The organism is Xanthomonas sp. DAR 35659 (assembly GCF_041242975.1).
In the GTDB taxonomy this organism is placed as follows: domain Bacteria; phylum Pseudomonadota; class Gammaproteobacteria; order Xanthomonadales; family Xanthomonadaceae; genus Xanthomonas_A; species Xanthomonas_A medicagonis.
In genome coordinates this window covers 815,248-835,699 of record NZ_CP162488.1, presented here as the reverse complement: position 1 = coordinate 835,699, position 20,452 = coordinate 815,248, and the positions used below count along the sequence as shown (strand labels likewise).

The 20,452-nt window shown below is 70.1% G+C and carries 20 protein-coding genes and 1 pseudogene; 12 read left to right on the top strand and 9 right to left on the bottom strand.

Going from position 1 to position 20,452, the window contains the following annotated elements:
- Nucleotides 1-220: 220 nt before the first annotated feature.
- Together AB3X07_RS03660 and AB3X07_RS03655 are read right to left on the bottom strand one after the other, a co-directional pair.
- Nucleotides 221-967, bottom strand: a complete 747-nt coding sequence (locus AB3X07_RS03660) for a response regulator transcription factor (RefSeq protein WP_369942847.1) — start codon at nucleotides 965-967, stop codon at nucleotides 221-223.
- 262 nt (nucleotides 968-1,229) lie between these two features.
- A complete protein-coding gene (locus AB3X07_RS03655) occupies nucleotides 1,230-1,394 on the bottom strand; it encodes a hypothetical protein (RefSeq protein WP_369942845.1) in 165 nt (54 codons plus the stop codon).
- A 92-nt stretch (nucleotides 1,395-1,486) separates the two neighbouring features.
- On the opposite strand from AB3X07_RS03655, the gene AB3X07_RS03650 reads away from it, so the two are divergent.
- Entirely contained in the window at nucleotides 1,487-2,347 is an 861-nt protein-coding gene (locus AB3X07_RS03650; protein WP_369942843.1) for a DUF4440 domain-containing protein, read from the top strand.
- 33 nt (nucleotides 2,348-2,380) lie between these two features.
- Here the strand turns inward: AB3X07_RS03650 and AB3X07_RS03645 are convergent, their stop codons facing one another.
- Nucleotides 2,381-2,905 (bottom strand): hypothetical protein, encoded by a 525-nt coding sequence (locus AB3X07_RS03645; protein WP_369942841.1) that lies wholly within the window; start codon nucleotides 2,903-2,905, stop codon nucleotides 2,381-2,383.
- A gap of 184 nt (nucleotides 2,906-3,089) precedes the next feature.
- Here AB3X07_RS03645 and AB3X07_RS03640 point away from each other — a divergent pair, with 184 nt between their 5' ends.
- From AB3X07_RS03640 to AB3X07_RS03620, 5 genes are all read left to right on the top strand, one after another.
- A complete protein-coding gene (locus AB3X07_RS03640) occupies nucleotides 3,090-3,329 on the top strand; it encodes a DUF1653 domain-containing protein (RefSeq protein ID WP_369942839.1) in 240 nt (79 codons plus the stop codon).
- 664 nt (nucleotides 3,330-3,993) lie between these two features.
- Nucleotides 3,994-4,848, top strand: a complete 855-nt coding sequence (locus tag AB3X07_RS03635) for an IclR family transcriptional regulator (protein ID WP_369942837.1) — start codon at nucleotides 3,994-3,996, stop codon at nucleotides 4,846-4,848.
- Between the two features lie 103 nt (nucleotides 4,849-4,951).
- Nucleotides 4,952-6,349, top strand: a complete 1,398-nt coding sequence (locus tag AB3X07_RS03630) for an MFS transporter (protein WP_369942835.1) — start codon at nucleotides 4,952-4,954, stop codon at nucleotides 6,347-6,349.
- A gap of 107 nt (nucleotides 6,350-6,456) precedes the next feature.
- Nucleotides 6,457-7,386, top strand: a complete 930-nt coding sequence (locus AB3X07_RS03625) for a dihydrodipicolinate synthase family protein (protein WP_369942833.1) — start codon at nucleotides 6,457-6,459, stop codon at nucleotides 7,384-7,386.
- 265 nt (nucleotides 7,387-7,651) lie between these two features.
- The gene (locus AB3X07_RS03620; RefSeq protein ID WP_369942831.1) at nucleotides 7,652-8,947 is read left to right on the top strand and encodes a carbohydrate porin; all 1,296 of its coding nucleotides are present in this window, start codon (nucleotides 7,652-7,654) and stop codon (nucleotides 8,945-8,947) included.
- 110 nt (nucleotides 8,948-9,057) lie between these two features.
- On the opposite strand, the gene AB3X07_RS03615 is transcribed toward AB3X07_RS03620, so the two are convergent.
- Nucleotides 9,058-9,213, bottom strand: a complete 156-nt coding sequence (locus AB3X07_RS03615; RefSeq protein WP_369942829.1) for a hypothetical protein — start codon at nucleotides 9,211-9,213, stop codon at nucleotides 9,058-9,060.
- A 302-nt stretch (nucleotides 9,214-9,515) separates the two neighbouring features.
- Here AB3X07_RS03615 and AB3X07_RS03610 point away from each other — a divergent pair, with 302 nt between their 5' ends.
- Nucleotides 9,516-9,995, top strand: a complete 480-nt coding sequence (locus AB3X07_RS03610; protein WP_369942827.1) for a VOC family protein — start codon at nucleotides 9,516-9,518, stop codon at nucleotides 9,993-9,995.
- A 132-nt stretch (nucleotides 9,996-10,127) separates the two neighbouring features.
- Here the strand turns inward: AB3X07_RS03610 and AB3X07_RS03605 are convergent.
- Nucleotides 10,128-10,340: pseudogene (locus tag AB3X07_RS03605) on the bottom strand (MerR family DNA-binding protein); the annotation flags it as partial.
- An 86-nt stretch (nucleotides 10,341-10,426) separates the two neighbouring features.
- Here AB3X07_RS03605 and AB3X07_RS03600 point away from each other — a divergent pair.
- The 4 genes from AB3X07_RS03600 (at nucleotide 10,427) to AB3X07_RS03585 (ending at nucleotide 13,948) form a co-directional block, all read left to right on the top strand.
- Nucleotides 10,427-10,564 (top strand): hypothetical protein, encoded by a 138-nt coding sequence (locus AB3X07_RS03600; RefSeq protein WP_369942825.1) that lies wholly within the window; start codon nucleotides 10,427-10,429, stop codon nucleotides 10,562-10,564.
- 138 nt (nucleotides 10,565-10,702) lie between these two features.
- A complete protein-coding gene (locus AB3X07_RS03595; protein ID WP_369942823.1) occupies nucleotides 10,703-12,238 on the top strand; it encodes an FAD-dependent monooxygenase in 1,536 nt (511 codons plus the stop codon).
- Between the two features lie 4 nt (nucleotides 12,239-12,242).
- Nucleotides 12,243-12,881: a TetR/AcrR family transcriptional regulator gene (locus tag AB3X07_RS03590; protein ID WP_369942821.1), complete on the top strand. Its 639-nt coding sequence runs from the start codon at nucleotides 12,243-12,245 to the stop codon at nucleotides 12,879-12,881.
- A gap of 80 nt (nucleotides 12,882-12,961) precedes the next feature.
- Complete coding sequence (locus AB3X07_RS03585; RefSeq protein ID WP_369942819.1) at nucleotides 12,962-13,948, top strand: MBL fold metallo-hydrolase; 987 nt, start codon at nucleotides 12,962-12,964, stop codon at nucleotides 13,946-13,948.
- A 19-nt stretch (nucleotides 13,949-13,967) separates the two neighbouring features.
- On the opposite strand, the gene map is transcribed toward AB3X07_RS03585, so the two are convergent.
- On the bottom strand, nucleotides 13,968-14,744 hold the full coding sequence (gene map, locus AB3X07_RS03580) for a type I methionyl aminopeptidase (RefSeq protein WP_369942817.1): 777 nt from the start codon (nucleotides 14,742-14,744) through the stop codon (nucleotides 13,968-13,970).
- Complete coding sequence (locus tag AB3X07_RS03575) at nucleotides 14,741-14,953, bottom strand: ParD-like family protein (RefSeq protein ID WP_369942816.1); 213 nt, start codon at nucleotides 14,951-14,953, stop codon at nucleotides 14,741-14,743. Before AB3X07_RS03575 ends, map begins: the two co-directional genes overlap by 4 nt.
- Nucleotides 14,954-15,508: 555 nt before the next feature.
- Between AB3X07_RS03575 and AB3X07_RS03570 the strand changes: the two genes are divergently transcribed.
- Nucleotides 15,509-16,591 (top strand): macro domain-containing protein, encoded by a 1,083-nt coding sequence (locus AB3X07_RS03570; RefSeq protein ID WP_369942814.1) that lies wholly within the window; start codon nucleotides 15,509-15,511, stop codon nucleotides 16,589-16,591.
- Between the two features lie 138 nt (nucleotides 16,592-16,729).
- On the opposite strand, the gene AB3X07_RS03565 is transcribed toward AB3X07_RS03570, so the two are convergent.
- Together AB3X07_RS03565 and AB3X07_RS03560 are read right to left on the bottom strand one after the other, a co-directional pair.
- Nucleotides 16,730-17,899 (bottom strand): LacI family DNA-binding transcriptional regulator, encoded by a 1,170-nt coding sequence (locus tag AB3X07_RS03565; RefSeq protein ID WP_369942812.1) that lies wholly within the window; start codon nucleotides 17,897-17,899, stop codon nucleotides 16,730-16,732.
- Nucleotides 17,900-17,974: 75 nt separating this feature from the next.
- Entirely contained in the window at nucleotides 17,975-20,413 is a 2,439-nt protein-coding gene (locus tag AB3X07_RS03560) for a GH92 family glycosyl hydrolase (RefSeq protein ID WP_369942810.1), read from the bottom strand.
- Nucleotides 20,414-20,452 lie beyond the last annotated feature (39 nt).

Here is a 20,452-nt window from a genome sequence, read left to right as displayed (position 1 = left end):
AGCCCGATGCGCGCGTGTCAGGCGCCATGTGGGGCGTCGCGAGAATCTCGTCGGGCTGCGTCGGGTGCGAACGGCGCGTGGCGCATGGGTATGGGCACCCACCACGGTGCGCACCGACATGCCAGGCAGCGCCATCGCCTAGTCGCCCGGACACTGCCCGCGTGTGTGTGTCGCACGCGCGCCAGGCACGGCGTGCCCGGCCAGCGCGCGGCGGCGGCGGCTAGGCGGTCTCGCCCAGCAGGTAGCCCTGCCCGCGCACGGCGCGCAGCGGCAGCGTCGCCGCCACCGCCGTCGTCACCCGGGCGCGCAGCCGATGCACCAGCACTTCGAGGCGATGCGGATCGAAATCCCAGGGCGCATCGGTGACCGCAGCGATCAGCGTGTCGCGGTCCACCGGCGCGCCGCGCTGCGCGAACAGCGCCTTGAGCAGGCCACGCTCGGCCTCGGTCAGCGCCAGCGAGCGCAGCTCCGGCGAGAACAGCGTCCAGCCATCGTCGCTGAGCCGCCAGTCGCGCGTGGTCGCCTCCGTGGGCGGCACCGCGGGTTGCAGGCGCCTGCGCAGGTTGAGCAGCGCCGCGATCAGCAGCTCCACGTCCAGCGGCTTGACCAGGTACAGGTCGGCGCCCTGGGTGAGGCCGCGCGCCATGTCGGTGTTGGCGCCGCGCCCGGTGAGCATCACGATGCCCGCATGCGGCACGATCTGACGCAGATAGCGCGCCACCGAATAGCCGTCTTCGCCCGGCAACCCGACGTCCAGCACCACCACCTCGCAGGCGGTGCCGAGCAGATGCCGGTACAGCGCCTCGGCGCTGCCGAAGCCGAACGCCTGCGCGCCTTCGTGGCGCAGCTCATCGAGGATGATCGCGCGCAGTTCCGGATCGTCCTCGACCACCGCGACGCGCAACCCGGCCAGTGCCGGCCCCGGATCGTTTTTTGCGTCCGCAGGCGGCGGCGTACCGGTGTTCATCGCGGCTTGTCCCTGCCGTTTCTCATGCCCATGGGCAAGCCTTGTCCTCCCGGATCGCGCATGTTCGATCGGTGACTACGAGGGCGACCCCAGCGCGGGGGCCGCATGCGCGCCGGCTGCCGCGTGTGTGCCCACGGTCCGGACGAAGGGATGTGGAAATCGGCCGGTTCGCCCGATTCCCCGAGCCCACCATTCCATCGGAGCGGGCGATGCGCCACTGCATCATGCACCATGAGTTTCAGCGAATTGATGCCAGCCGTGCCTATCGCGCAGCGCGGAGTTGCGCGACCACGTCCACGCGTGGCTTGCCGCCACAGCCGACCTTGAGGCACGGGAAGATCCGTGTCGCCGGCAGCGAGATGCGCCGTTCGCCGTGCTCGTCCGCCGCATCGGCGCGCGCCATCGGCAGGCAGGAAGACGTCCCCACGATCACTCCAAACGCAGCCACCCATTTCACGGTCGGGCTCCTTCTCCCCTCGTCATTCCTCCGAGAATAGCGCAGTAGGCTCGGCATTGCGCATGCGTTGCCGCGCGGGAGGCAAGGCCATTGGTGCCCATGACCTCATGCACGCGCCACGCGCAGGCCGATGCGCTGCAATCGTCGCGCGCTTCCCGGAGTTCGCCATGCGCCTTCCTAGTCTCGTGCTGCTCGCGCTGTTGGTCCTGAGCGGTACCGCGGCCGCGGCGGCCAGCGACGAAGCGGCGGTGCGCGACGCCGACGCGCGCTACTGGCAGGCCTACAACGCCTGCGACATGCGCGCGATGGCCGAGTCGCTCACCGACGATGTGGAGTTCTACCACGACAAGACCGGCCTGACCGCCACCAGGCGGGCGGTCCTGCAATCCCTGCGCGAGGGGCCCTGCGCCGACCCGGCGCTGCGCCTGCCCCGCGAAGCGGTCGCCAGCAGTGTGCAGTTCCATCCGCTGGCCGGTGGTTTCGCATTGCTGTCGGGCACGCATCGCTTTTACGTGCAACGGGATGGCGAGCCCGAGCGCCTGGATGGGCAGGCCGAATTCACCAACCTGTGGCAGTGGCTGGACGGCCAATGGCGCATGCGCCGCATCTACAGCTATGCGCACGGCGCGGTGGCGTATGTCGCGCCCGCCACGCACCTGACCTTGGCCCGGGAAGTGCTGGCCGGCTACGCCGGCCGCTACCTCGGCCGGCACGTCGGCGAGATCCGCGTCGCGGTGGATGGCGACCATCTGACGCTCACCGCCGGCACGCTCGTCGTGACCCTGCGCGCCGAGACGCCGACACGCTTCTTCGCCGAGGAGCGCGACCTGCGCTTCGTGTTCGCGCCGGCGGCGGAGGGACGTGCACGCACGCTGACCGTGTACGAGAACGGCATTGCCGTGGAGAACGCACGGGCGCAGTGAGGCGCGCCGCCGCCATGCGCAGCGACACGCGCCTCAGCGCCGATGCAACACGGTCCCTTCGATGAAGTCGACGGTGCTGCGTTTCAGGTGGACCTGGTAGGTGCCCTGCCCCGCAACCGGCACATCGAAGCTGTCGCCAGGCGACAGCCCTGCATGCTCCACCGCCGCACCGTTGCGCGGCGTCACCCGCAATCGCGTCTTCGCGCCGTCCTCGCCGCGGGTCGCATTGGTCACCGTCAATGCGCCGTCCCAGATGACGCGGCTATCGCCCCGCAGCAGACCGAATTCGATCAGGGGCGCGACGGGCGCCGGCTTGCAGGCCGCGGCCTGCGCCTCGGCCAGCCGCCGCTCCAGCGGCTTGACCTCCACGTACTGCACGAAGCCGTAAGTGCCGCCGACCAGCACCAGCACCGCCGAGACCTCGGCGGCGGCGCGCTTGAACGACACGGTCTGCCACCATTTCGGCGCAGGGGGTTGCGGCTGCTGGCGGGTCGCTCGGCGCATGCGCCACGCTAGACGCCAGCGCGCGCCGTTGTCTGCCAGCAACGCTTGCGCCATGGAGTGCGGGCACCGATGTCTACACGGCGAACCGCAACCCCCACGTCGCGCTGCGCGAGCGCCGCGCGGCCGAGGCATTGCGATCAGTCGCACGGCAATGCGCGTGCGTGCAAAGGCATGCCTGCCGCCACCGGATCGGCGCACGACGGCTACACTCGCCTCCCCGCCCGACCTCGACACTGCCATGCCCACGCTCCCTCCCCTGCCCGACATCGCCCTGGGCCGTTACCGCCACTTCAAGGGCGGCGAATACGAGGTCCTCGGCGTCGTGCGCAGCAGCGAGACGCTGGAGCCGATGGTGCTGTATCGACCGCTGTACGACGACAGCGGGCTGTGGGTTCGACCGTACGCGATGTTCCTGGAGCAGGTCGAGGTCGACGGGGCGCTCCGCCCGCGCTTCGCGCCGATGGCACCACCCCGTTGAGCGGCACGATCGCGTCGCACTGCTGACGCGCGTCTGCGCGCGCTGCGCAGGCCACGGCGAAGCAGCGTGGGTGCGCCCGACCGATGGTCGAGGACAGGCCCATCCCAGGGACAAACCTCTGTCCCGCCGACCATACCCGCGTCCCGCGAACATTCTGTCGCGCGCGTCGCTGCGCCTGCGGCTCTTCGTCTGCGCGTGCGGCCTGCCGCTAGCGATGCGGTGCTGGGTGCTGCACGCGTTGATCGAGGTGCGGCGCTATCGCTCACGCATCCGGCATGGACGCTGGGCAATGCGTGGGCGCGTGGGTGGTCGACGCATCTCGCGCGCCTGGAGCCGCGATGGAGCGGGTCGAAGAATGACGCTATCACGCACGGAGAACGCCCCGACATCGCAGGGGCGCAGCCGGCGCACAGGTCATGCCATGCCGCGATGCCTAGCGCGTCGAGCGCCAGGCGCCTCTCTCGCCAGCAACAACCGCGCACATCCGCAGCCAGGCGACGTCCGCCCAGCATGTTGCGCCGCAACTTGACCTCGCGGGAGCGCTTGGCGAACCTTGCCACATCGATTTGAAATTATTTTCGCAATCCGAAAAACGCTTGTCAAGCGACACCACCGGGCCGGTTCGGCAAGCTGTGGCGACGTACGACGGCCACCAGGAACGCAGATGACCAAGACAATCTCCCCAGGCGCCGTGGACAGCGCCGTCGAAGACGGCAGCGAGGCGGCGGACAAGAAACTGCGCAGCACCGTGCAGTCGCTGGCGAAGGGCTTTCGCGTCCTCGAGGCGTTCTCCTCCGAGCACGAGGAACTGTCGCTGAGCCAGATCGCGGCGCTGGCCAACCTCGACCCGGGAACCACCTTCCGCATGCTCAACACGCTGGTCGAGCTGGGCTACGTGCATCGCCTTCCCGACAGCCGCCGCTTCCGCCTGACCCTGAAGGTGCTCGACCTCGGCTTCCACGCCATCGCCCGCCGCGACCTGCGCAGCGTGGTGCGGCCGTTGCTGCGCGCGCTGGTCAGCGACGTCAATGAAGCGGCCAGCTTCGCGGTGCTGCAGGGCCCCGACGTGCTCTACATCGAGCGGGTCCGCGCCGGCATCACCCGGCTGGGCGTGGACATCCGCATCGGCACCACCGTGCCCAGCACCCGCACCGCGATCGGCCTGGCCATGCTCGCGCATCTGTCGCCGGCGGAAGTGACCCGGGTGACCGGGGTCAACGTGCAGGCGCCGCACGCCCCGGAGATCGCCGCCATGCTCGGCACCTTCGCGCGCATCCGCCGCGACAACTACGTGATCCTCGATTCGATGCTGACCGAGGGATTGCGCGTGCTGGCGGTGCCGGTGCTGGACGCCGACGCCTATCCGCTCGGCGCGATCAGCGTCGCCGCGCCGTCGGTGCGCACCAGCCATGACGAACTGCTCAACACCGCCCTTCCACCCACCCTGCTCGCGGCCAAGGACATCGCCTTCGCGATCCAGGCCAGCGGGAGCGTCGCCGTGACCGCACCCAGCACCTGACCGGCCGGGCGTCCGCCCGGTTCCCCGCAATCCGACCGCTTCGTGGACGCCCCGGCGCCCGCGCCGGGTTCTTCTTGTCCTGCGAAAGGCAGCAACGATGCTCATGCCCACCACCACCGCCAATGCCGCCACCGCCCGATCGCTGCCGCCCGCCGAGGCGCAGGCGGAGATCGGCGCCCGGCTCGAACGCCTGCCCATCACCCGCCAGGTCTGGTGGGCGCGCAACATCGTCGGCGCCGCCACCTTCTTCGACGGCTACACGGTGATCGCCATCGCCTACGCGATGCCGGTGCTGGCCAAGGAGTGGGATCTGTCGGCGAGGCAGATCGGCATGATCCTGTCGGCCGGCTACCTGGGCCAGTTGCTCGGCTCGGTGTTCTTCGGCTGGCTGGCCGAACGCATCGGCCGCCTGCACGTCCTGCTGTTCACCATTCTGCTGTTCGTGTCGATGGACATCGCCTGCCTGTTCGCCGGCGGCGCCGCGGCGATGATGGCGTTCCGCTTCGTGCAAGGCATCGGCACCGGCGGCGAAGTGCCGGTGGCCAGCGCCTACATCAACGAGCTGATCGGCTCGAAGAAGCGCGGCCGCTTCTTCCTGCTCTACGAGGTGATGTTCCTGCTGGGCCTGGTCGCCGCCGGCGGCATCGGCTACTTCCTGGTGCCGGCCTACGGCTGGAAGGCGATGTTCATGGTCGGGCTGGTGCCCGCGGCGATCCTGATCCCGCTGCGCTTCTTCATGTTCGAATCGCCGCGCTGGCTGGCGTCCAAGGGCCGCTACGACAAGGCCGACGCGATCGTGTCCGAGCTCGAGCGCGGCGCCGAGCGCCGTCACGGCCCGTTGCCGGCGCCGGTGTTCGATCGCGGCGCGCTGCCCAAGGCGCAGCGCTCGGACTGGCGCGAACTGTTCGGCAGCGTCTATCTCAAGCGCACCCTGGTGATCTGGTGCCTGTGGTTCTGCTCCTACCTGGTGGCCAACGGCCTCATCACCTGGCTGCCGACGCTGTACCGCCAGCATTTCGGACTGTCCCTGCAGCAGAGCATCGCCTACGGCTTCCTCACCTCGCTGGCCGGCGTCGCCGCCGCGGTGGCGTGCGCGCTGTCGATCGACCGGGTCGGGCGCAAGCGCTGGTACGTCATCGCCTTCGCCGCCGGCAGCATTCCGTTGCTGGCGCTGGCGATGCTGGGCGGCACCTCGGCGCTGCAGGTGCTGGTGTTCGCCGCGCTGGGCTATGCCGCGGTGCAGACCATCACCTTCTCGCTGTACCTGTATTCGGCCGAGCTCTACCCCACCCGCATCCGAGCCATCGGCACCGGCCTGGGCAGCGCCTGGCTGCGGCTGGGTTCGGCCAGCGGCCCGCTGGTGGTCGGCGCGGTCATCGCCGGCATCGGCCTGCGCTACGTGTTCGTCGCCTTCGCCGCCGTGTTGCTGGCCGGCGCGGCGGTGACCCTGCTGTGCGCCCTGGAAACCAAGGGCAGATCGCTGGAAGAACTCTCGCCCTGAACCCAGCCGCGGCAGGCACGAAGCCGCACCCCATCGATTCGCACCACCCCACGTCGAACCCGCGTTCGACTTCCATCCCCCGTTGATCCGAAGAAGAGGAAAACAGCATGAGCAACATCGACCTGAAAGGCCTGGTTCCCGCGCCCGTCACCCCGTTCACCCGCGACGGCGCCGTGGACTATTCCGCGATCAAGCGCATCGGCAAGTGGCTGGGCAGCATCGACGGCGTCAAGGGCCTGACCGTGCTCGGCCACGCCGGCGAAGGCACCTTCCTGGAGCGCGACGAGCAGGCCAAGGTGATCGAGGCGTTCCGCGACGCCGTCGACGCGCGCATTCCGATCATCGCCGGCATCACCCTGGAAGGCACCCGGGTGGCCGCCGACGAAGCCAAGCGCGCGGTCGCCGCCGGCGCCTCGGCGGGCCTGATCTATCCCTCGCACGGCTGGCTGCGCTTCGGCTACCAGAAGGGCGCGCCGCAGGACCGCTACAAGGCCATCCACGAGGCCAGCGGCCTGCCGATGATCCTGTTCCAGTACCCCGACGTGACCAAGGCCACCTACAACCTGGAGACGCTGCTGGAGATCGCCGCGCTGCCAGGCGTGATCGCGATGAAGAACGGCGTGCGCAACATGAAGCGCTGGGACACCGAGATCCCGGTGTTCCGCAAGGAGCGTCCGAACGTGCCGGTGCTGACCTGCCACGACGAGTACCTGCTGCACACCATGTTCGACATGGACGGCGCGCTGGTCGGCTACGGCTGCATCGCGCCGGAGCCGCTGATCGAGATGATCAATGCCGGCAAGGCCAAGGACTACGCCAAGGCGCGCGAACTGCACGACCGCCTGCTGCCGGTGACCAAGAGCGTCTACCACCGCGGCTCGCACATGGAAGGCTCGGTCGCGCTGAAGTGGGCGCTGGCCGCGCGCGGCCTGCTCGATCACGCCACGGTGCGTTCGCCGCTGCTGCCGCTGGCCGAAGGCGCCGACAAGGAAATCGCCGACGCGATGGCCGCCGCCGGCCTCGGCAAGGTGGCCTGACCCGACGGGCGTCCTTCCGTGCGATGGGCCGCGCAGGTGCGCGGCCCATCCGCTGCGGCGACGGCATGCGCACCGGCGCCAGGCGCCGCGTTCGTCACCGCGTTTTTTCCGGCCCCACGGATCCGCACACAGGCCGTGCCCGTCGCCAACGGGCGCGACGCCGCCCTGCGGCGCCACGATCGGCCGGTGTCTCCCTTCGCGCACCGCGACGCCGCGCACCTGCTGCGCGCCCAGCGCGTGCATCGCCTCGTCCGTGGAGCGTCCCATGTCCCGAATCCTGCCTTTCGTCTCGTTGCTGGCGGCCGCCACCCTGCCCGCCACCGCCACGGCCGCCGACCGCGATGGCTGGCTGGACGAGCACGGCATCGCGCCGCGCTTCGTCTGGTCCAACGACTACGCGCGCAACGTCGACGGCGGCCTGTCGCGCGGCGATCGCAATGCCGGCGGCGTGGTCGCCGGCACCGACCTGGATCTGGAGCGCCTGTTCGGCATTCCCGGCGCCACCGTGCACGCGACCGGCGCCTGGTACTACGGCGACAGCCTGTCGCAGCGCCAGATCGGCAATGGCGTCAAAGTGCAAGGCTACTGGTACCCGCAGCAACAGGCGCAACTGGCGCAGCTGACCTGGGAGCAAGCGTTCGCCGATGGCCGTTGGCAGCTCGTCGCCGGACGCATGAACACCACCTGGCAATTCGCGCGCAGCCGCTACGGTTGCCGCTTCGTCGGCGCATCGGATTGCCCGTTCCAGCTGAGCCAGGCCGATGGCGGCTTTGTCGGCTTTCCCTACGTCAACTGGGGCGCGAAGCTGCGCTACAAACCGGGCGCGTCCTATGTTTCGGTGGGCGCGTTCGAACTCAATCCGCAACGCAAGAACAACAATGGCTTCGATTGGAGCACCGCCGACAGCAGCGGCGTGCTCGGCACCCTGGAGGTCGGCTACGAGCCCGATCCGGCGCTGGGCCACGGCGCGCCGCGCTATGTCGCCGGCGTCTGGTACAACTCGGCCGACTACGGCGACCTGCGCTACAACCGCAGCGGCGGATTGCGCGGCCTGGTCGGTGGGCAGGCGCGCATGTACGACGGCGGCCGCTGGGGCGCCTATGCCATGGGCGAGCGCGCGCTGTACCGGCCACAGGGCATGCACGGCAAGCGCATGCTGGTCGCCTTCGGCAACATCGCCGCGCCGCTGGATGCGCGCCAGGTGTACGACCTGCAGGCCACCGTCGGCCTGTACTACAGCGGGCCGTTCGCCTCGCGCCCGGCCGACGGGCTCGGCCTCATGGCGAACTACTACCGCTTCAGCGCCGACCAGCAGGGCTACATGAACGACCTGCTGCGCAGACACGGCGCCGCGCCGGACATCTCGCGCAACGAGACCATGTTCGAACTCAACTACAGCTACCGCGTCGGCCAGCTCCCGCTGTCCGTGGTCCCCAACGTGCAGTACATCGTCCACCCCGACATCCTGGGCAATCCCGCCGCGCGCCGCGCGCCGGACGATGCGCTGGTGATCGGCCTGCGGGTGATGGTCAACATCGGCGGACTGGGCACGCCGAAATGACATGGAGGCAGTCGGCACGCAGGGAACGGCCATCGAAGCGCGACGGCGCGCTCACGCCACGCTGATGCCCATGCCGATGGCGCTCCCCCATCCAGCACCGGCGTACCGGGCTATGGCTTCATCGACGGGTCGTCGCCGCCCTTTGTCGCTGCGGCGTCCTTGGCCGGGCGATTGCGGTTCTTCTTCGCCCGGGTGACCAGGTAGAAGGCCGATCCGACGAACAGGAGAAATAGCCCGGCGACCCAGGGCATCAGCGTGGTGTCCATGCGGAACTCCGTATGATTGTGCGGCCTCTAAAACACCACATCGCAGGTGAAGGGCTTGCTAGCCCGACGTGCGGATCGACGTTGGGCGCGGCGGCCTGAATGCGTCAGCGCGCTGCGCTGCACGCCTCGCGGCTCGACGCGCGGCCGCGCTCCACGCGCTTAGAATCCATGGGCGACAGGTCGGCGCCGGCAGCATTCCGCGCGGCGCATCGCACGCGTCTCCACGGTTCCCAGACCACGCAGCGGCGATGCCGTCCACTGCGCCATCCGCGTCCAATCCGCGTCCACGCAGGAGTGTCGAGATGATCAGCAAGAACACCGTTTGCCTCTGGTTCGACGGCACTGCGCTGGAGGCCGCCACCTTCTACGCCGCGACCTTTTCCGACAGCGCGGTGACCGCCGTGCACCATGCACCCGGCGACTATCCGGCCGGCAAGCAGGGCGACGTGCTGACGGTCGAATTCAACGTCCTCGGCCTCCCCTGCCTCGGCCTCAACGGCGGCCCGGCGTTCCGCCACAGCGAGGCGTTCTCGTTCCAGGTGGCCACCGAGGATCAGGCCGAGACCGACCGCCTGTGGAACGCGATCGTCGGCAACGGCGGCCAGGAAAGCGCCTGCGGCTGGTGCAAGGACAAGTGGGGCGTGTCCTGGCAGATCACGCCGCGCGCGTTGACCGAGGCGATCGCGGATCCGGATCCGGTCGCGGCCAAGCGCGCGTTCGCGGCGATGATGGAGATGACCAGGATCGACATCGCCGCGATCGAGGCCGCGCGGCGCGGCTGACGCCTGCATCCGTCGCGAGGGGCCACCTCGGCGCGGCGCGCACGCGCAACTGCGGCGCGACCGTGCCGACACGGTCGCGCCGCACCGGGCCCACGCTGGACGCAGTCACGCATCCCGGCCGCGCCGGCAGACCTAGTCCAGCGGCGGGACGACGCCTTCGGCCAGCGTCTTGAGCAGACGCGCGCGGCGCCGCTCCAGGTCGGCGATCTGGCGCTCGATGGAGGCCAGGCGCTTGCGCTGCGTCGGGCTGGTCTGCGGACACGCGCTGGCGCCCTCGATCATGCGCATGCAATCGGGAAAGGCACGGATCTCGGCCAGGCTGAACCCGGTCGCGATCATGCGACGACCTGGAACACGACGCCGCGGACCGGGCCGCGGGCATCGCCCTGCACTGCCCGGTGCTGGTGCTGTGGCCGCAAGCGCAGGCTGCGGTGCCCTCCCCGCTCGCGCTGTGGCGCCGCTGGGCCAGCGACGTCAGCGGCAGGGCGATCCCCGGCGGGCACCTGCAGCCGGAGCAATCGGCGCAGGAGGTGCTGGCGGAGCTGCTGCCGTTTCTGTCGCGGCGCTAGGCGCGCACACCTCCCGCGACGGCTCGCCTTCGGCCATGGCAACGCCACAGTTGGCGACCCGTCCGCCAGGGAGCATCGCTTGACGGCAAGGCGCCACCCCGATTAAATGACCCATAAGTCATTTAATCGGGGTGCGACATGACCGACGTTCTGATCGCAGGCGCGGGTCCCACCGGGCTCACCCTGGCGTTGTGGCTGGTCCGGCAGGGCGTGCGCGTGCGCCTGATCGACAAGAGCGCCGGCCCGGGCGAGACCTCGCGCGCCATGGCAGTGCAGGCGCGCACCCTGGAGTTGTACCGGCAGGTGGGCATCGCCGAGGCGGTCGTCGCCGCCGGTCATCGCACCCCGGCGATGAACCTGTGGGCGCGCGGCAAGCGCCGCGCGCGCATCGCGCTGCAGGACTCGGCCACGGGCCTGTCGCCCTACCCGTTCGTGCTGGTGTATCCGCAGGACCGGCACGAGCGCCTGCTGATCGAAGAGCTGGCCGCGCTGGGCGTGGCGGTCGAGCGCGAGACGGAACTGCTCGCCTCCGAGGACCACGGCGATCGCGTCCGCGCGCGCCTGCGCCTGCCCGACGGCCGCGAGCAGGACGCCGACGCCGGCTATCTGGCCGCCTGCGACGGCGCGCGCTCGCCGGTCCGCCATCGGCTCGGCATCGACTTCGAAGGCGGCACCTACCGGCAGGTGTTCTACGTCGCCGACGTCGTGCTCGGCGGCCTGCCGTCGACCGACGAAGCGCATGTCGCGCTGGGCGAGGACGGCGACTTCATCCTGGTGCTGGCCTACAGCGCCGCCGGCAACTACCGGCTCATCGGCACCGTGCGCGACGCGCGCGACGCGCGCGCCGACCGCGCCGAACAGCTGACCTTCGCCGACGTCAGCGCAGAAGCGATCGCCAACCTCGGCGTGCACGTCGAGCAGATCCACTGGTTCTCCACCTATCGCGTGCATCATCGCGTCGCCGCGACGTTCCGCCATGGCCGCAGCTTCCTGCTCGGCGATGCCGCGCACGTGCACAGCCCGGTCGGCGGCCAGGGCATGAACACCGGCATCCTCGACGCCATCAACCTGTCGTGGAAGCTCGCCGACGTGCTGCAGGGCCGCGCGCACGACGTCGTGCTGGACAGCTACGCCGCCGAACGCCAGGCCTTCGCCCGCACCCTGGTCAACACCACCGACCGCGCCTTCACCCTGGTCACCGCCGAAGGCGGCATCGCCAGCTTCCTGCGCACCTACGTCGCCCCCGCCCTGGCCGGTCTCGCCTACCGCAGCCGCAACGTCAGCGAGCTGATGTTCCGCACCGTCTCGCAGACGATGCTGCACTACCGCGACGGCCCGCTGAGCGCCGGCCAGGCCGGCGACGTGGCAGGCGGCGATCGCCTGCCGTGGGTGCAGGCCGGCGACGCCGACAACTACGCACCGTTGCCGCAAATCGGCTGGCAACTGCACGTCTACGGCGCCGCGCCGCCCGCGCTGCGGGCCTGGTGCGAGGCGCGCGCCATCGCCTTGCGGGTGTTCGCCTGGCGGCCGGAACACCGTCGCGCCGGCTTCGCGCAGGACGCGGCCTACCTGGTCCGTCCCGACGGCTACGTCGCCTTCGCCACGCCCGACGCATCGCCGGCCGCGCTGGATGCGTATCGTGTCGACCACGGATACGCCGCGCACCGAGCCTGATTGCATGACCCAAGCCGAACCCCGCTGGAAACGGCGCAAGGACGACCGCCCCGCGGAGATCCTGAGCGCCGCACTGGACGCATTCGCCGAGAAGGGATTCGCCGAGACCAAGCTAGCCGACGTCGCCAAGCGCGCCGGCATCGCCAAGGGCACGCTGTACCTGTACTTCGACAACAAACAGGATCTGTTCGCCGCGGTCGTGCGCCACGGCCTGCTGACCAGCCTGGCACCGATCGAACAGGCCGCGGCCGGCTTCGACGGCGGCCTGGCCGACCTCGCCCCCCTGCTGCTGACGCGCGCCGCCGACGGCATGGGCGACCGCCGCCTGCCGGCGATCCTGCGCATGGTGATCGGCGAGAGCCGCGCCTTTCCGGAACTGGCGCGCATCTGGCATGCCGAAGCGATCGACCGGGTGATGTCCAGCGTCGCCGGCATCGTCGCGCGCGCCCAGGCACGCGGCATGGCCCCGCCCGGCGACCCCAAGCTCTACGTCCTCTCGATCATGGGCCCGATGCTGATGGCGATGCTGTTCCATGAGGTGTTCGGTAGCGACAGCACGCACGCACCGGACCTCCACGCGCTCGCCCAGCAACATGGGCGCCTGCTACTGCACGGCCTGGACGCCGGCGGAGGCGGCAACTGAGGCAGGCGCGAACGCGCGCCTACGGCGTCGACGCGTACGCTTTCCCTCCCCTCACCCTGCATCGCCTGGATCGTGCCTCAATGGCCAACCCCTACTACCGCGGCCCCGTCAGCGACCATTTCGATGGCGTGCGCTTCTTCAACCCCGGCCAGCCCACCATCGACAACGCGCTGAGCAAGGTCCTGCGCTGGAAAGCCGCCAGGGGTGCCGTGCGCTGGCCAACGCAGGTGCCGGTGACGCCCGCCGTGCCCGCACCGCGGCACGAGGGCCTGCGCATCACCATGGTCGGCCACGCCACGCTGCTGATCCAGGCCGCCGGCCTCAACCTGCTCACCGACCCGGTCTGGTCGCAGCGCGCGAGTCCCTCGCGCATCGCCGGCCCGAAACGGGTGACCGCGCCGGGCATCCGCTTCGCCGACCTGCCCAGGATCGATGCGGTCCTGCTGAGCCACAACCACTACGACCACTTCGACCTGGCGACCCTGCGCCAGCTGCACGACGCGCACCGCCCCCTGTTCGTGATGCCGCTGGGCAACGACATCCTGCTGCGCAAGCGCGTTCCCGAGGCGCGCATCGCGATCGGCGACTGGCACGAACGGCTGCCGATCGGCGAGACCGCGACGGCGACGCTGACCCGCGCCAACCATTGGTCCAGCCGCGGCATCGCCGACCGCAGGATGGCGTTGTGGTCCGGCTTCTTCATCGAGACGCCGCGGGGGTCGGTGTGGTTCGCCGGGGACACCGGCTACGGCGATGGCGCCATCTTCCGCGAGATCCGCGAGCGCCACGGCGCGCCCGACGTGGCCTTGATCCCGATCGGCGCCTACGCGCCGCGCTGGTTCATGGCGCCGCAACACATCGATCCCACCGAAGCGGTGCGGATCTTCCAGGACACCGGCGCGCGGCACGCGCTGGGCATCCACTGGGGCACCTTCCAGCTCACCGACGAAGGCCGCGAAGAGCCGCGCGAGGCGCTGTCCGCCGCGCTGCGCCTGGCGGGCATCGCAGCGGCCGGATTCGTCGCCGCCGAGCCCGGGCAGGCGTTCGACTTTGCCGACGCGGTGTAGCGAGGCGGCGCGGGTCGGCTCACCCGACCCGACACAGCGGCGTCTCCCCGGGCCGCAGGGTCAGCACCTGCGCCCCCGTGCGCGTCACCGCCACCGTGTGTTCGAACTGTGCCGACAGCTTGCCGTCGCGCGTGTGCACCGGCCATTGATCCGGCAGCGCGCGGATCGCCGCGCGACCCTGATTGAGCATGGGTTCGATGGTGAACACCATGCCTTCCTGCAGTTCCAACCCGGTGCCGGCGTGGCCGTAGTGCAGGATCTGCGGATCCTCGTGCATCTCGCGACCGATGCCGTGCCCGCAGTACTCCTTCACCACGCTGTAGCCATGCTCGCGCGCATGGCGGGCGATGGCGTGGCCGATGTCGCCCAGCCGCGCGCCCGGGCGCACCGCCGCGATGCCCTTCCACATCGCCTCGTAGGTCGCGCGCACCAACCGCCGCGCCGGATACGCGACCTCGCCGACCAGATAGGTCGTGCTGGAATCGGCGATATAGCCGTTCTTTTCCAGCGTGATATCCAGGTTGACGATCTGCCCGCTGCGCAACACGTCCTTGGCCGACGGCACGCCGTGACAGACCACGTCGTCGATCGACGCATTGAGCACGAACGGAAACCCGTATTGGCCCTTGCTGGCCGGCCGCGCGCCCAGTTCGTCGACGATCGTCCGCTCGACGAAGTCGTTGAGTTCCAGCGTGCTGCGGCCTAGCAGCGGCACCTGGTCCAGCGCATGGAAAACCTGCGCCAGCAGCCGGCCGGACGCGGCCATCAGCGCAAGTTCGTCCGGCCGCTTGATCACGCCCGTCCCGATTTCAACGCCCGGGGCCGCACCCCGGCCGCGCGCAACTCGCGCGCCACCAGATCCTGGAAGGACAGGTCCGGATGCATCTCGCACAGCATGCCGATCCGGATCCAGAAGTTGGCCTGCGCATTGATCGAACGGCTGGTCACCGTACAGGCGCGACGCAGTTGGTCATGCAATTCGTCGTCGATGTTGACGATGCCCATGGTGGCTACGACGCGATGGATATATGTATCGTATATGAAACATATATGCCCAACAAGCCAGCCGCTGCGCTATTGGGCGCTCTCCCGCCCACCACGACCAGGCCAGCATCGGCCGCCACGTCCCCCGCCGGCCAGGCGTCAGGAAGCCTCCCATCACGCTAGGAGGTGCAGGTGGTGTAGGAGCGGCGTCATCACATCACCGATGGCGCCCATCGCGGCTGGAGCCACCTCCACGGCATCACGGCCTTTGATCGGCGAAGACAGGCGTGTCCGTACTCGCGTGCGACCTGCTTCGCCACGCACCGCCTCGCGCCGTCGATCTCAGAAAGTGAGACGCCGCTACCGCATGCTTGCGCGTTCCCCGCTGCAGCTCCGGCCGCGTCTTCGCCGCAGGCCAGCCGGTTGCAAGATTGCGCTGATGTGTCGTCAACCGCAGCCTGGCCCGACTCCCGGGCCAGGTCATCGGCGATGCATCCGCACACGCGGCGCGCGCCGTGCTTGGTACGGACGCGCGATTGGCGCTGCCCGGGGATTTCTCCATCGAGGGATCGCCCCATGTTCAAGGCACGTATCGGCGACCTGTTCGCCAGCCACGCCCACGTCCACGCGAATGCGGTCAATTGCGCCGGCATCATGGGCAAGGGCATCGCGCAGGCGTTCAAGCGGCGCTATCCGACCATGTTCGAGGACTATGCCGCGCGCTGCCGGGAGGGCCGCGTGCGCATCGGCGAACCCTATCTCTATGCGGATGCCAGCGGCATCGGCATTCTCAACTTCCCGACCAAGCGCCATTGGCGCTCGCCATCGCGGCTCGAGGACATCGCGGCAGGGCTGGACCACCTGGCCACGCATCTGAGCGAATGGGACGTGCGCAGTCTTGCCCTGCCGCCGCTGGGCTGCGGCAACGGCGGACTGGCCTGGGACGCGGTCGGCCCACTGATCTACCGAACGCTGGCGCACCTGCCAGTCGACATCGAGGTCTATGCACCTTACGGCACGCCGCTGGCGCAGCTCGAGACCGCATTTCTGTCGCGGCCCGCGCACGTGCCGGCCGAGGGCGCCGGCAAACGGGCGGCGACCCAGCCGGGCTGGATCGCGCTCATGGAAGTGCTGCGGCGGCTGCAGGCCCGACCGGAGGCGCGGCCGGTCGGGCGCACGCTGTTCCAGATGCTCTGCCGGGCCATGACCGAACTGGGCGTGCCGACAGGTCTGGCGCTCGGCGATGCCGGGCGCAAGCCGCGCCAGAGCGACGTCCAGCCCATCCTGACCGATCTGGCCAATCGCAACTGGCTGCACGAACAGCAGCAGGGTCGGACGATGGCGCTGCGCGCATCGCCCCAGTACGACAAGGAACATGCGCGGTTCGCGGCGGCGTACGCGCCCTACGAAGCCGAGATCGCCAAGGCCGTAGACCTGTTCGCGCGGATCAGGAACACCGGCCAGGCCGAAGACATCATGACGGTGTTCCAGGCCGCGCGCCGGCTGCAGACCACGCAGCCCGGGCAGCGACGGGACGCCCGGCAGCTCCTTGCCGATCTGCACGACGCACACACGATCGGGGACTCGGAAGAAGCGCAGCGGGCGGCGGCAGCGGCGATCGACACGCTGCTGGCGCTGGATTGGATGCGCTTGCGCTGAGCGTGGCGCCGCAGAACGCGCAATCGCATGCCCGGTGTAAAGCACCGCCCACACGCCATGTCGCGGACACGCTCGCACTGGTAACTAATGAGCGGTGGTGGCGAACACCGCCTCCCACGCTTGATCGTATCGGCAACGCTACGGCTTGGCGGAACCGATCGCCCTGCCACTGCTCTCCCGCACGCACAGCGTCACCGGCGCGATGGTGCTGCGCGGCGCGGCGCCGGCGTCCAGTTGCGCGAGCACCAGTTGCGCCGCCTGGCGGCCGCGGGCGCGCGGCTGCGCGGCGAGCGTGGTCAGCGCGGGCGTGCTCACCGCGGCCTCGGGAATGTCGTCGAAACCGGTGACCGCGAAGTCCTGGCCGGGACGGATGCCGCGCGCGAGCAGGCCCAGCATCAGGCCTAGCGCGACCGTGTCGTTGTAGCAGACAGCCGCGGTGGGCGGCGCGGCGTGGGCGAACAACTCGCCGTGGCGCGCCGCCGCTTCCAGACGATTGGGTGCCGATTCGATCAGCCAGGCCGGGTCGACCGGCAGCCTGGCCTGCCGCATCGCCTGCGCGTGGCCGGCGCGACGCTGCCGGCAGGAACTGGAATCGGCATGGCCGCCGTAGAAGGCGATGCGGCGGTGGCCGAGCGCGATCAGGTGCTCGGTGGCCAGTTGCGCGCCGCGCTGGTTGTCCAGGCCGAGGAAGCCCCAGTCGTCGGCGCCGGCGAGTTCGCGGTTGAACAACAGCACGTTCGCGCGCGCGTCCAGCACCGTGTGCAGTTCGGCGGCGTCGCTGCCCTCGGCCGGCGACAGGATCACGCCGGCCGGCGTGTGTTCCATCAGCGAACCCAGCACCGCCTGCTGCCGCGCCGGCGATTCGCCGGTGCTGCCGAGCAAGGTCACATAGCCCTGCTCGCCCAGCGCCTCGTCCACGCCGGCGGCGAATTCGGCGAAGAACGGATTGGCCAGGTCGTTGATCACCAGAGCCACGCTTGTCGAAGTTCGCCGGCGCAGGTTGGCCGCGCCGCGGTTGTAGACGTAGCGCTGCCGCTTCAGCTCCGCCTCCACCCGCGCGCGCGTGTCGGCGTGCACCAGCGGGCTGCCGCGCAGCACCAGCGAGACCGTCGCGCGCGAGACGCCGACCGCATCGGCGATGTCGGTGACGGTCACCACGCGCTGCCGGTCGCGCGCGGCGGCGGCCGGCGCGGTCTTCCTGGCCTTGTCGGCCTGCTCCGCCGCAGCCGGTACCGCCTTGCGTGAGGCGGCCTTGGCGGCCTTGGAGCCGCCCGCGGATCCGGCACGGGGTGGACGCTTCTGGCGCATCGGGTGGATTCCTTTCGAGCTAGGCGCCCAGCCTAAACCATCGGCTGCGCGGCCCTGCGGCGATACGGCGCGGGCTCAGCGCAGGCTGGCAGCGGTGGACGGGGCCGCGCACGGCGACACCGGCAGGTCCTGCGTCTGCGTGCCCCAGCCCTGCGGCTGCGGCGCATCGCGCAGGTCGAAACGCAGGCGGCCGCCCTGACGCAGTTGCGCCCAGTCCAGCCACACCGGCGCGTGCGCGCGGCCATCCAGCGACACGCCAGCGACGTAGCGCAGCTTGCCGTCGCCGGCCTGCGGCGCATCGATGCGCAGCGTGCGGCCGGGTCCCACGTCCAGTTCGATGCGCGAGAAGCGCGGCGCGTGCAGCAGGAACTGTCCGGTGCCGGGCACCGCCGGATACAGGCCCATGACGCTGAACAGATACCACGCCGACATGGTGCCCAGGTCGTCGTTGCCGGTGACGCCGTTGGGCGCGTTGGTGAACAGCGTCTGCGCCGCATGCAGCACGGTGCTGGTCTTCCACGGCTGGCCGATCAGCGTGTACATCCACGGCGCATGCAGGTCGGGCTCGTTGTTGGGGTTGTAGCGGAACTGGCTGTAGTAGCTGTATGGCCCCACCACCCACTCCTTGCGCGCGGCGCCGGCCGGGTCGGCCAGCAGCGCGTCGTAGGCGAAGAAGGCGTCCAGGCGCCGCGCGGTCTGCTCGGGCCCGTGCATCGCCTCCACCAGGCCCGGCACGTCCTGCTGCGCCAGCCACTGGTACTGCCAGGCCGTGCCTTCGTGGAAGCCATGCTGCGAGCGCGGGTCGTAATGGCCATCGGACGGCGTGTACCACGCACCGTCCTCGGTGCGCGGCCGCGGGAAACCGGTGAAGCCGGTTTGCGTATCGCGCACCGACGGATCCCACACCGTCCGCCAGTTGCGCCCGCGACGGTTCAGTACCGCCGCGTCCTCGGCATGGCCCAGCGCGCCGGCCATGGTCGACAGCGCGCAGTCGGCCAGCGCGTACTCCAGCGTCGCCGAGCCGCCGTGGTGCGGGTCGACATCCATGCCCTTGGACGGGAACGCACGGTCGTATTGCACGAAGCCCTGCGCCAGGTAGTTGGCGTTGCCGGAACGGCCGGCGAGCCGCGAGTTCAACGGTGGCATCTCGAACGCATTGCGGCGCAGCGCGGCATAGGCCTCGGCCTCGCGCCCCTGCAGCGCGCCGAAGCGCCACAGGTCGACCAGGAACGGCGTGACCGGATCGCCGGTCATCACGTTGCTCTCGAAGTTGGCATAGCCCCAGCGCGGCAGCCAGCCGCCCTGCGCGTTGATCGCCAGGATCGAACGGCCGATGTCGGCGGCGCGCTGCGGCCGCAACAGCGCCAGCAACTGGTTCTGCGAGCGATAGGTGTCCCACAGCGAGAAATACTCGTGGTACGTCCAGCCGTCGGCACGGTGGATCAGGTCGTCGTAGCCACGGTAGCGGCCATCGGCGTCGCTGCCGGTCAGCGGCTGCAGCAGCGCGTGGTACAGCGCGGTGTAGAACACCGTGCGCTCGTCGCCGTTGCCGCCGTGCACGCGCACGCTGGCCAGTTCCCTGTCCCAGGCCTGCTGCGCGCGGGCGCGCATGGCGTCGAAGCCGAGCAGGCGGCCGTTGGCCATGCCCTCGCTGCGCAGGTTGTTGCGCGCGCCCTCGGCGTCCACATGCGAGATCGCCGAGATGGCGGTGACCGCACGGCCCTTGCTCAAGTCGAAGGTCAGCCACGCGCCGCTGGGCTTGCCCTCGCCCTCCATGCCATGGCGCGATCCCGGCACGCCGCCGGCCTCGCCCCAGGTGCCGAAGGCCTTGAACGGGCGGTCGAACTCCAGGCGGAACCAGGTGGTGTACTGGTGGCCGCCGCAGAAGCTCTGGGTCACCAGTTTGCCTTCCACCACGCGGTCGCCGACCACGCTCAGCGTGCTGCCGGTGACCACGTGGCGAGCGTTGGCCTGGCCGATATTGACCAGCACATGGCCGTCGCCCGGGGCGGAAAACGTGTAGCGCTCGGCCGCCGCGCGGGTCAGCGCGGTGGCTTCGGCGTCGATGCCGCCGTAATCGGTCAACCGCACCTTGTAGTAGCCGGCCTGGCCGCGTTCGCCCTCGTGCTGGTAGCGCGCGCCGTAGCGGGTATGGTCGAACGCCTTCGGGTCGCGCGTATCGAAATCGCCGCCGGGGCCGATGCGGCCGGTGACCGGCAACACCGAAACCTGCCCGCCCTGCTCCCAGCAACCGGCGCCGGACAGGAAGGAATGGCCGAAGCCGCGGATCTGCGGATCGTCGTAGCGCCAGCCCGCGTAGTGCGCGCCGATCGGGCTGACCTGGATCATGCCGAACGGCGCCGACGCGCCGGGGAAAGTGTTGCCGTCGTCCTTGCTGCCGATGAAGGTGTTGACCTCGGCGCTGGGCCGCGGCGCGGCGGCCAGCGCAGGCGCGGTCAGCAACAGGGACAGGGCGAGCGTGCGCAGCAGGGAAGGCAGTGGGGAAGACGTCATGCAATGGGATCCTGTGGTGAACGACCGCGGCAGGCGCGA

Excerpts from the sequence above, each read along its gene's own strand:
- AB3X07_RS03645 (WP_369942841.1), bottom strand. The coding sequence starts at position 2,905 with ATGGCGCAAGCGTTGCTGGCAGACAACGGCGCGCGCTGGCGTCTAGCG.
- AB3X07_RS03575 (WP_369942816.1), bottom strand. The coding sequence starts at position 14,953 with ATGGGCATCGTCAACATCGACGACGAATTGCATGACCAACTGCGTCGC.
- AB3X07_RS03650 (WP_369942843.1), top strand. The coding sequence starts at position 1,487 with ATGCGTTGCCGCGCGGGAGGCAAGGCCATTGGTGCCCATGACCTCATG.
- AB3X07_RS03635 (WP_369942837.1), top strand. The coding sequence starts at position 3,994 with ATGACCAAGACAATCTCCCCAGGCGCCGTGGACAGCGCCGTCGAAGAC.
- AB3X07_RS03595 (WP_369942823.1), top strand. The coding sequence starts at position 10,703 with ATGACCGACGTTCTGATCGCAGGCGCGGGTCCCACCGGGCTCACCCTG.
- AB3X07_RS03570 (WP_369942814.1), top strand. The coding sequence starts at position 15,509 with ATGTTCAAGGCACGTATCGGCGACCTGTTCGCCAGCCACGCCCACGTC.
- AB3X07_RS03615 (WP_369942829.1), bottom strand. The coding sequence starts at position 9,213 with ATGGACACCACGCTGATGCCCTGGGTCGCCGGGCTATTTCTCCTGTTC.
- AB3X07_RS03565 (WP_369942812.1), bottom strand. The coding sequence starts at position 17,899 with ATGCGCCAGAAGCGTCCACCCCGTGCCGGATCCGCGGGCGGCTCCAAG.
- AB3X07_RS03610 (WP_369942827.1), top strand. The coding sequence starts at position 9,516 with ATGATCAGCAAGAACACCGTTTGCCTCTGGTTCGACGGCACTGCGCTG.
- AB3X07_RS03620 (WP_369942831.1), top strand. The coding sequence starts at position 7,652 with ATGTCCCGAATCCTGCCTTTCGTCTCGTTGCTGGCGGCCGCCACCCTG.
- AB3X07_RS03640 (WP_369942839.1), top strand. The coding sequence starts at position 3,090 with ATGCCCACGCTCCCTCCCCTGCCCGACATCGCCCTGGGCCGTTACCGC.
- AB3X07_RS03585 (WP_369942819.1), top strand. The coding sequence starts at position 12,962 with ATGGCCAACCCCTACTACCGCGGCCCCGTCAGCGACCATTTCGATGGC.
- AB3X07_RS03560 (WP_369942810.1), bottom strand. The coding sequence starts at position 20,413 with ATGACGTCTTCCCCACTGCCTTCCCTGCTGCGCACGCTCGCCCTGTCC.
- AB3X07_RS03660 (WP_369942847.1), bottom strand. The coding sequence starts at position 967 with ATGAACACCGGTACGCCGCCGCCTGCGGACGCAAAAAACGATCCGGGG.
- AB3X07_RS03630 (WP_369942835.1), top strand. The coding sequence starts at position 4,952 with ATGCCCACCACCACCGCCAATGCCGCCACCGCCCGATCGCTGCCGCCC.
- AB3X07_RS03590 (WP_369942821.1), top strand. The coding sequence starts at position 12,243 with ATGACCCAAGCCGAACCCCGCTGGAAACGGCGCAAGGACGACCGCCCC.
- AB3X07_RS03625 (WP_369942833.1), top strand. The coding sequence starts at position 6,457 with ATGAGCAACATCGACCTGAAAGGCCTGGTTCCCGCGCCCGTCACCCCG.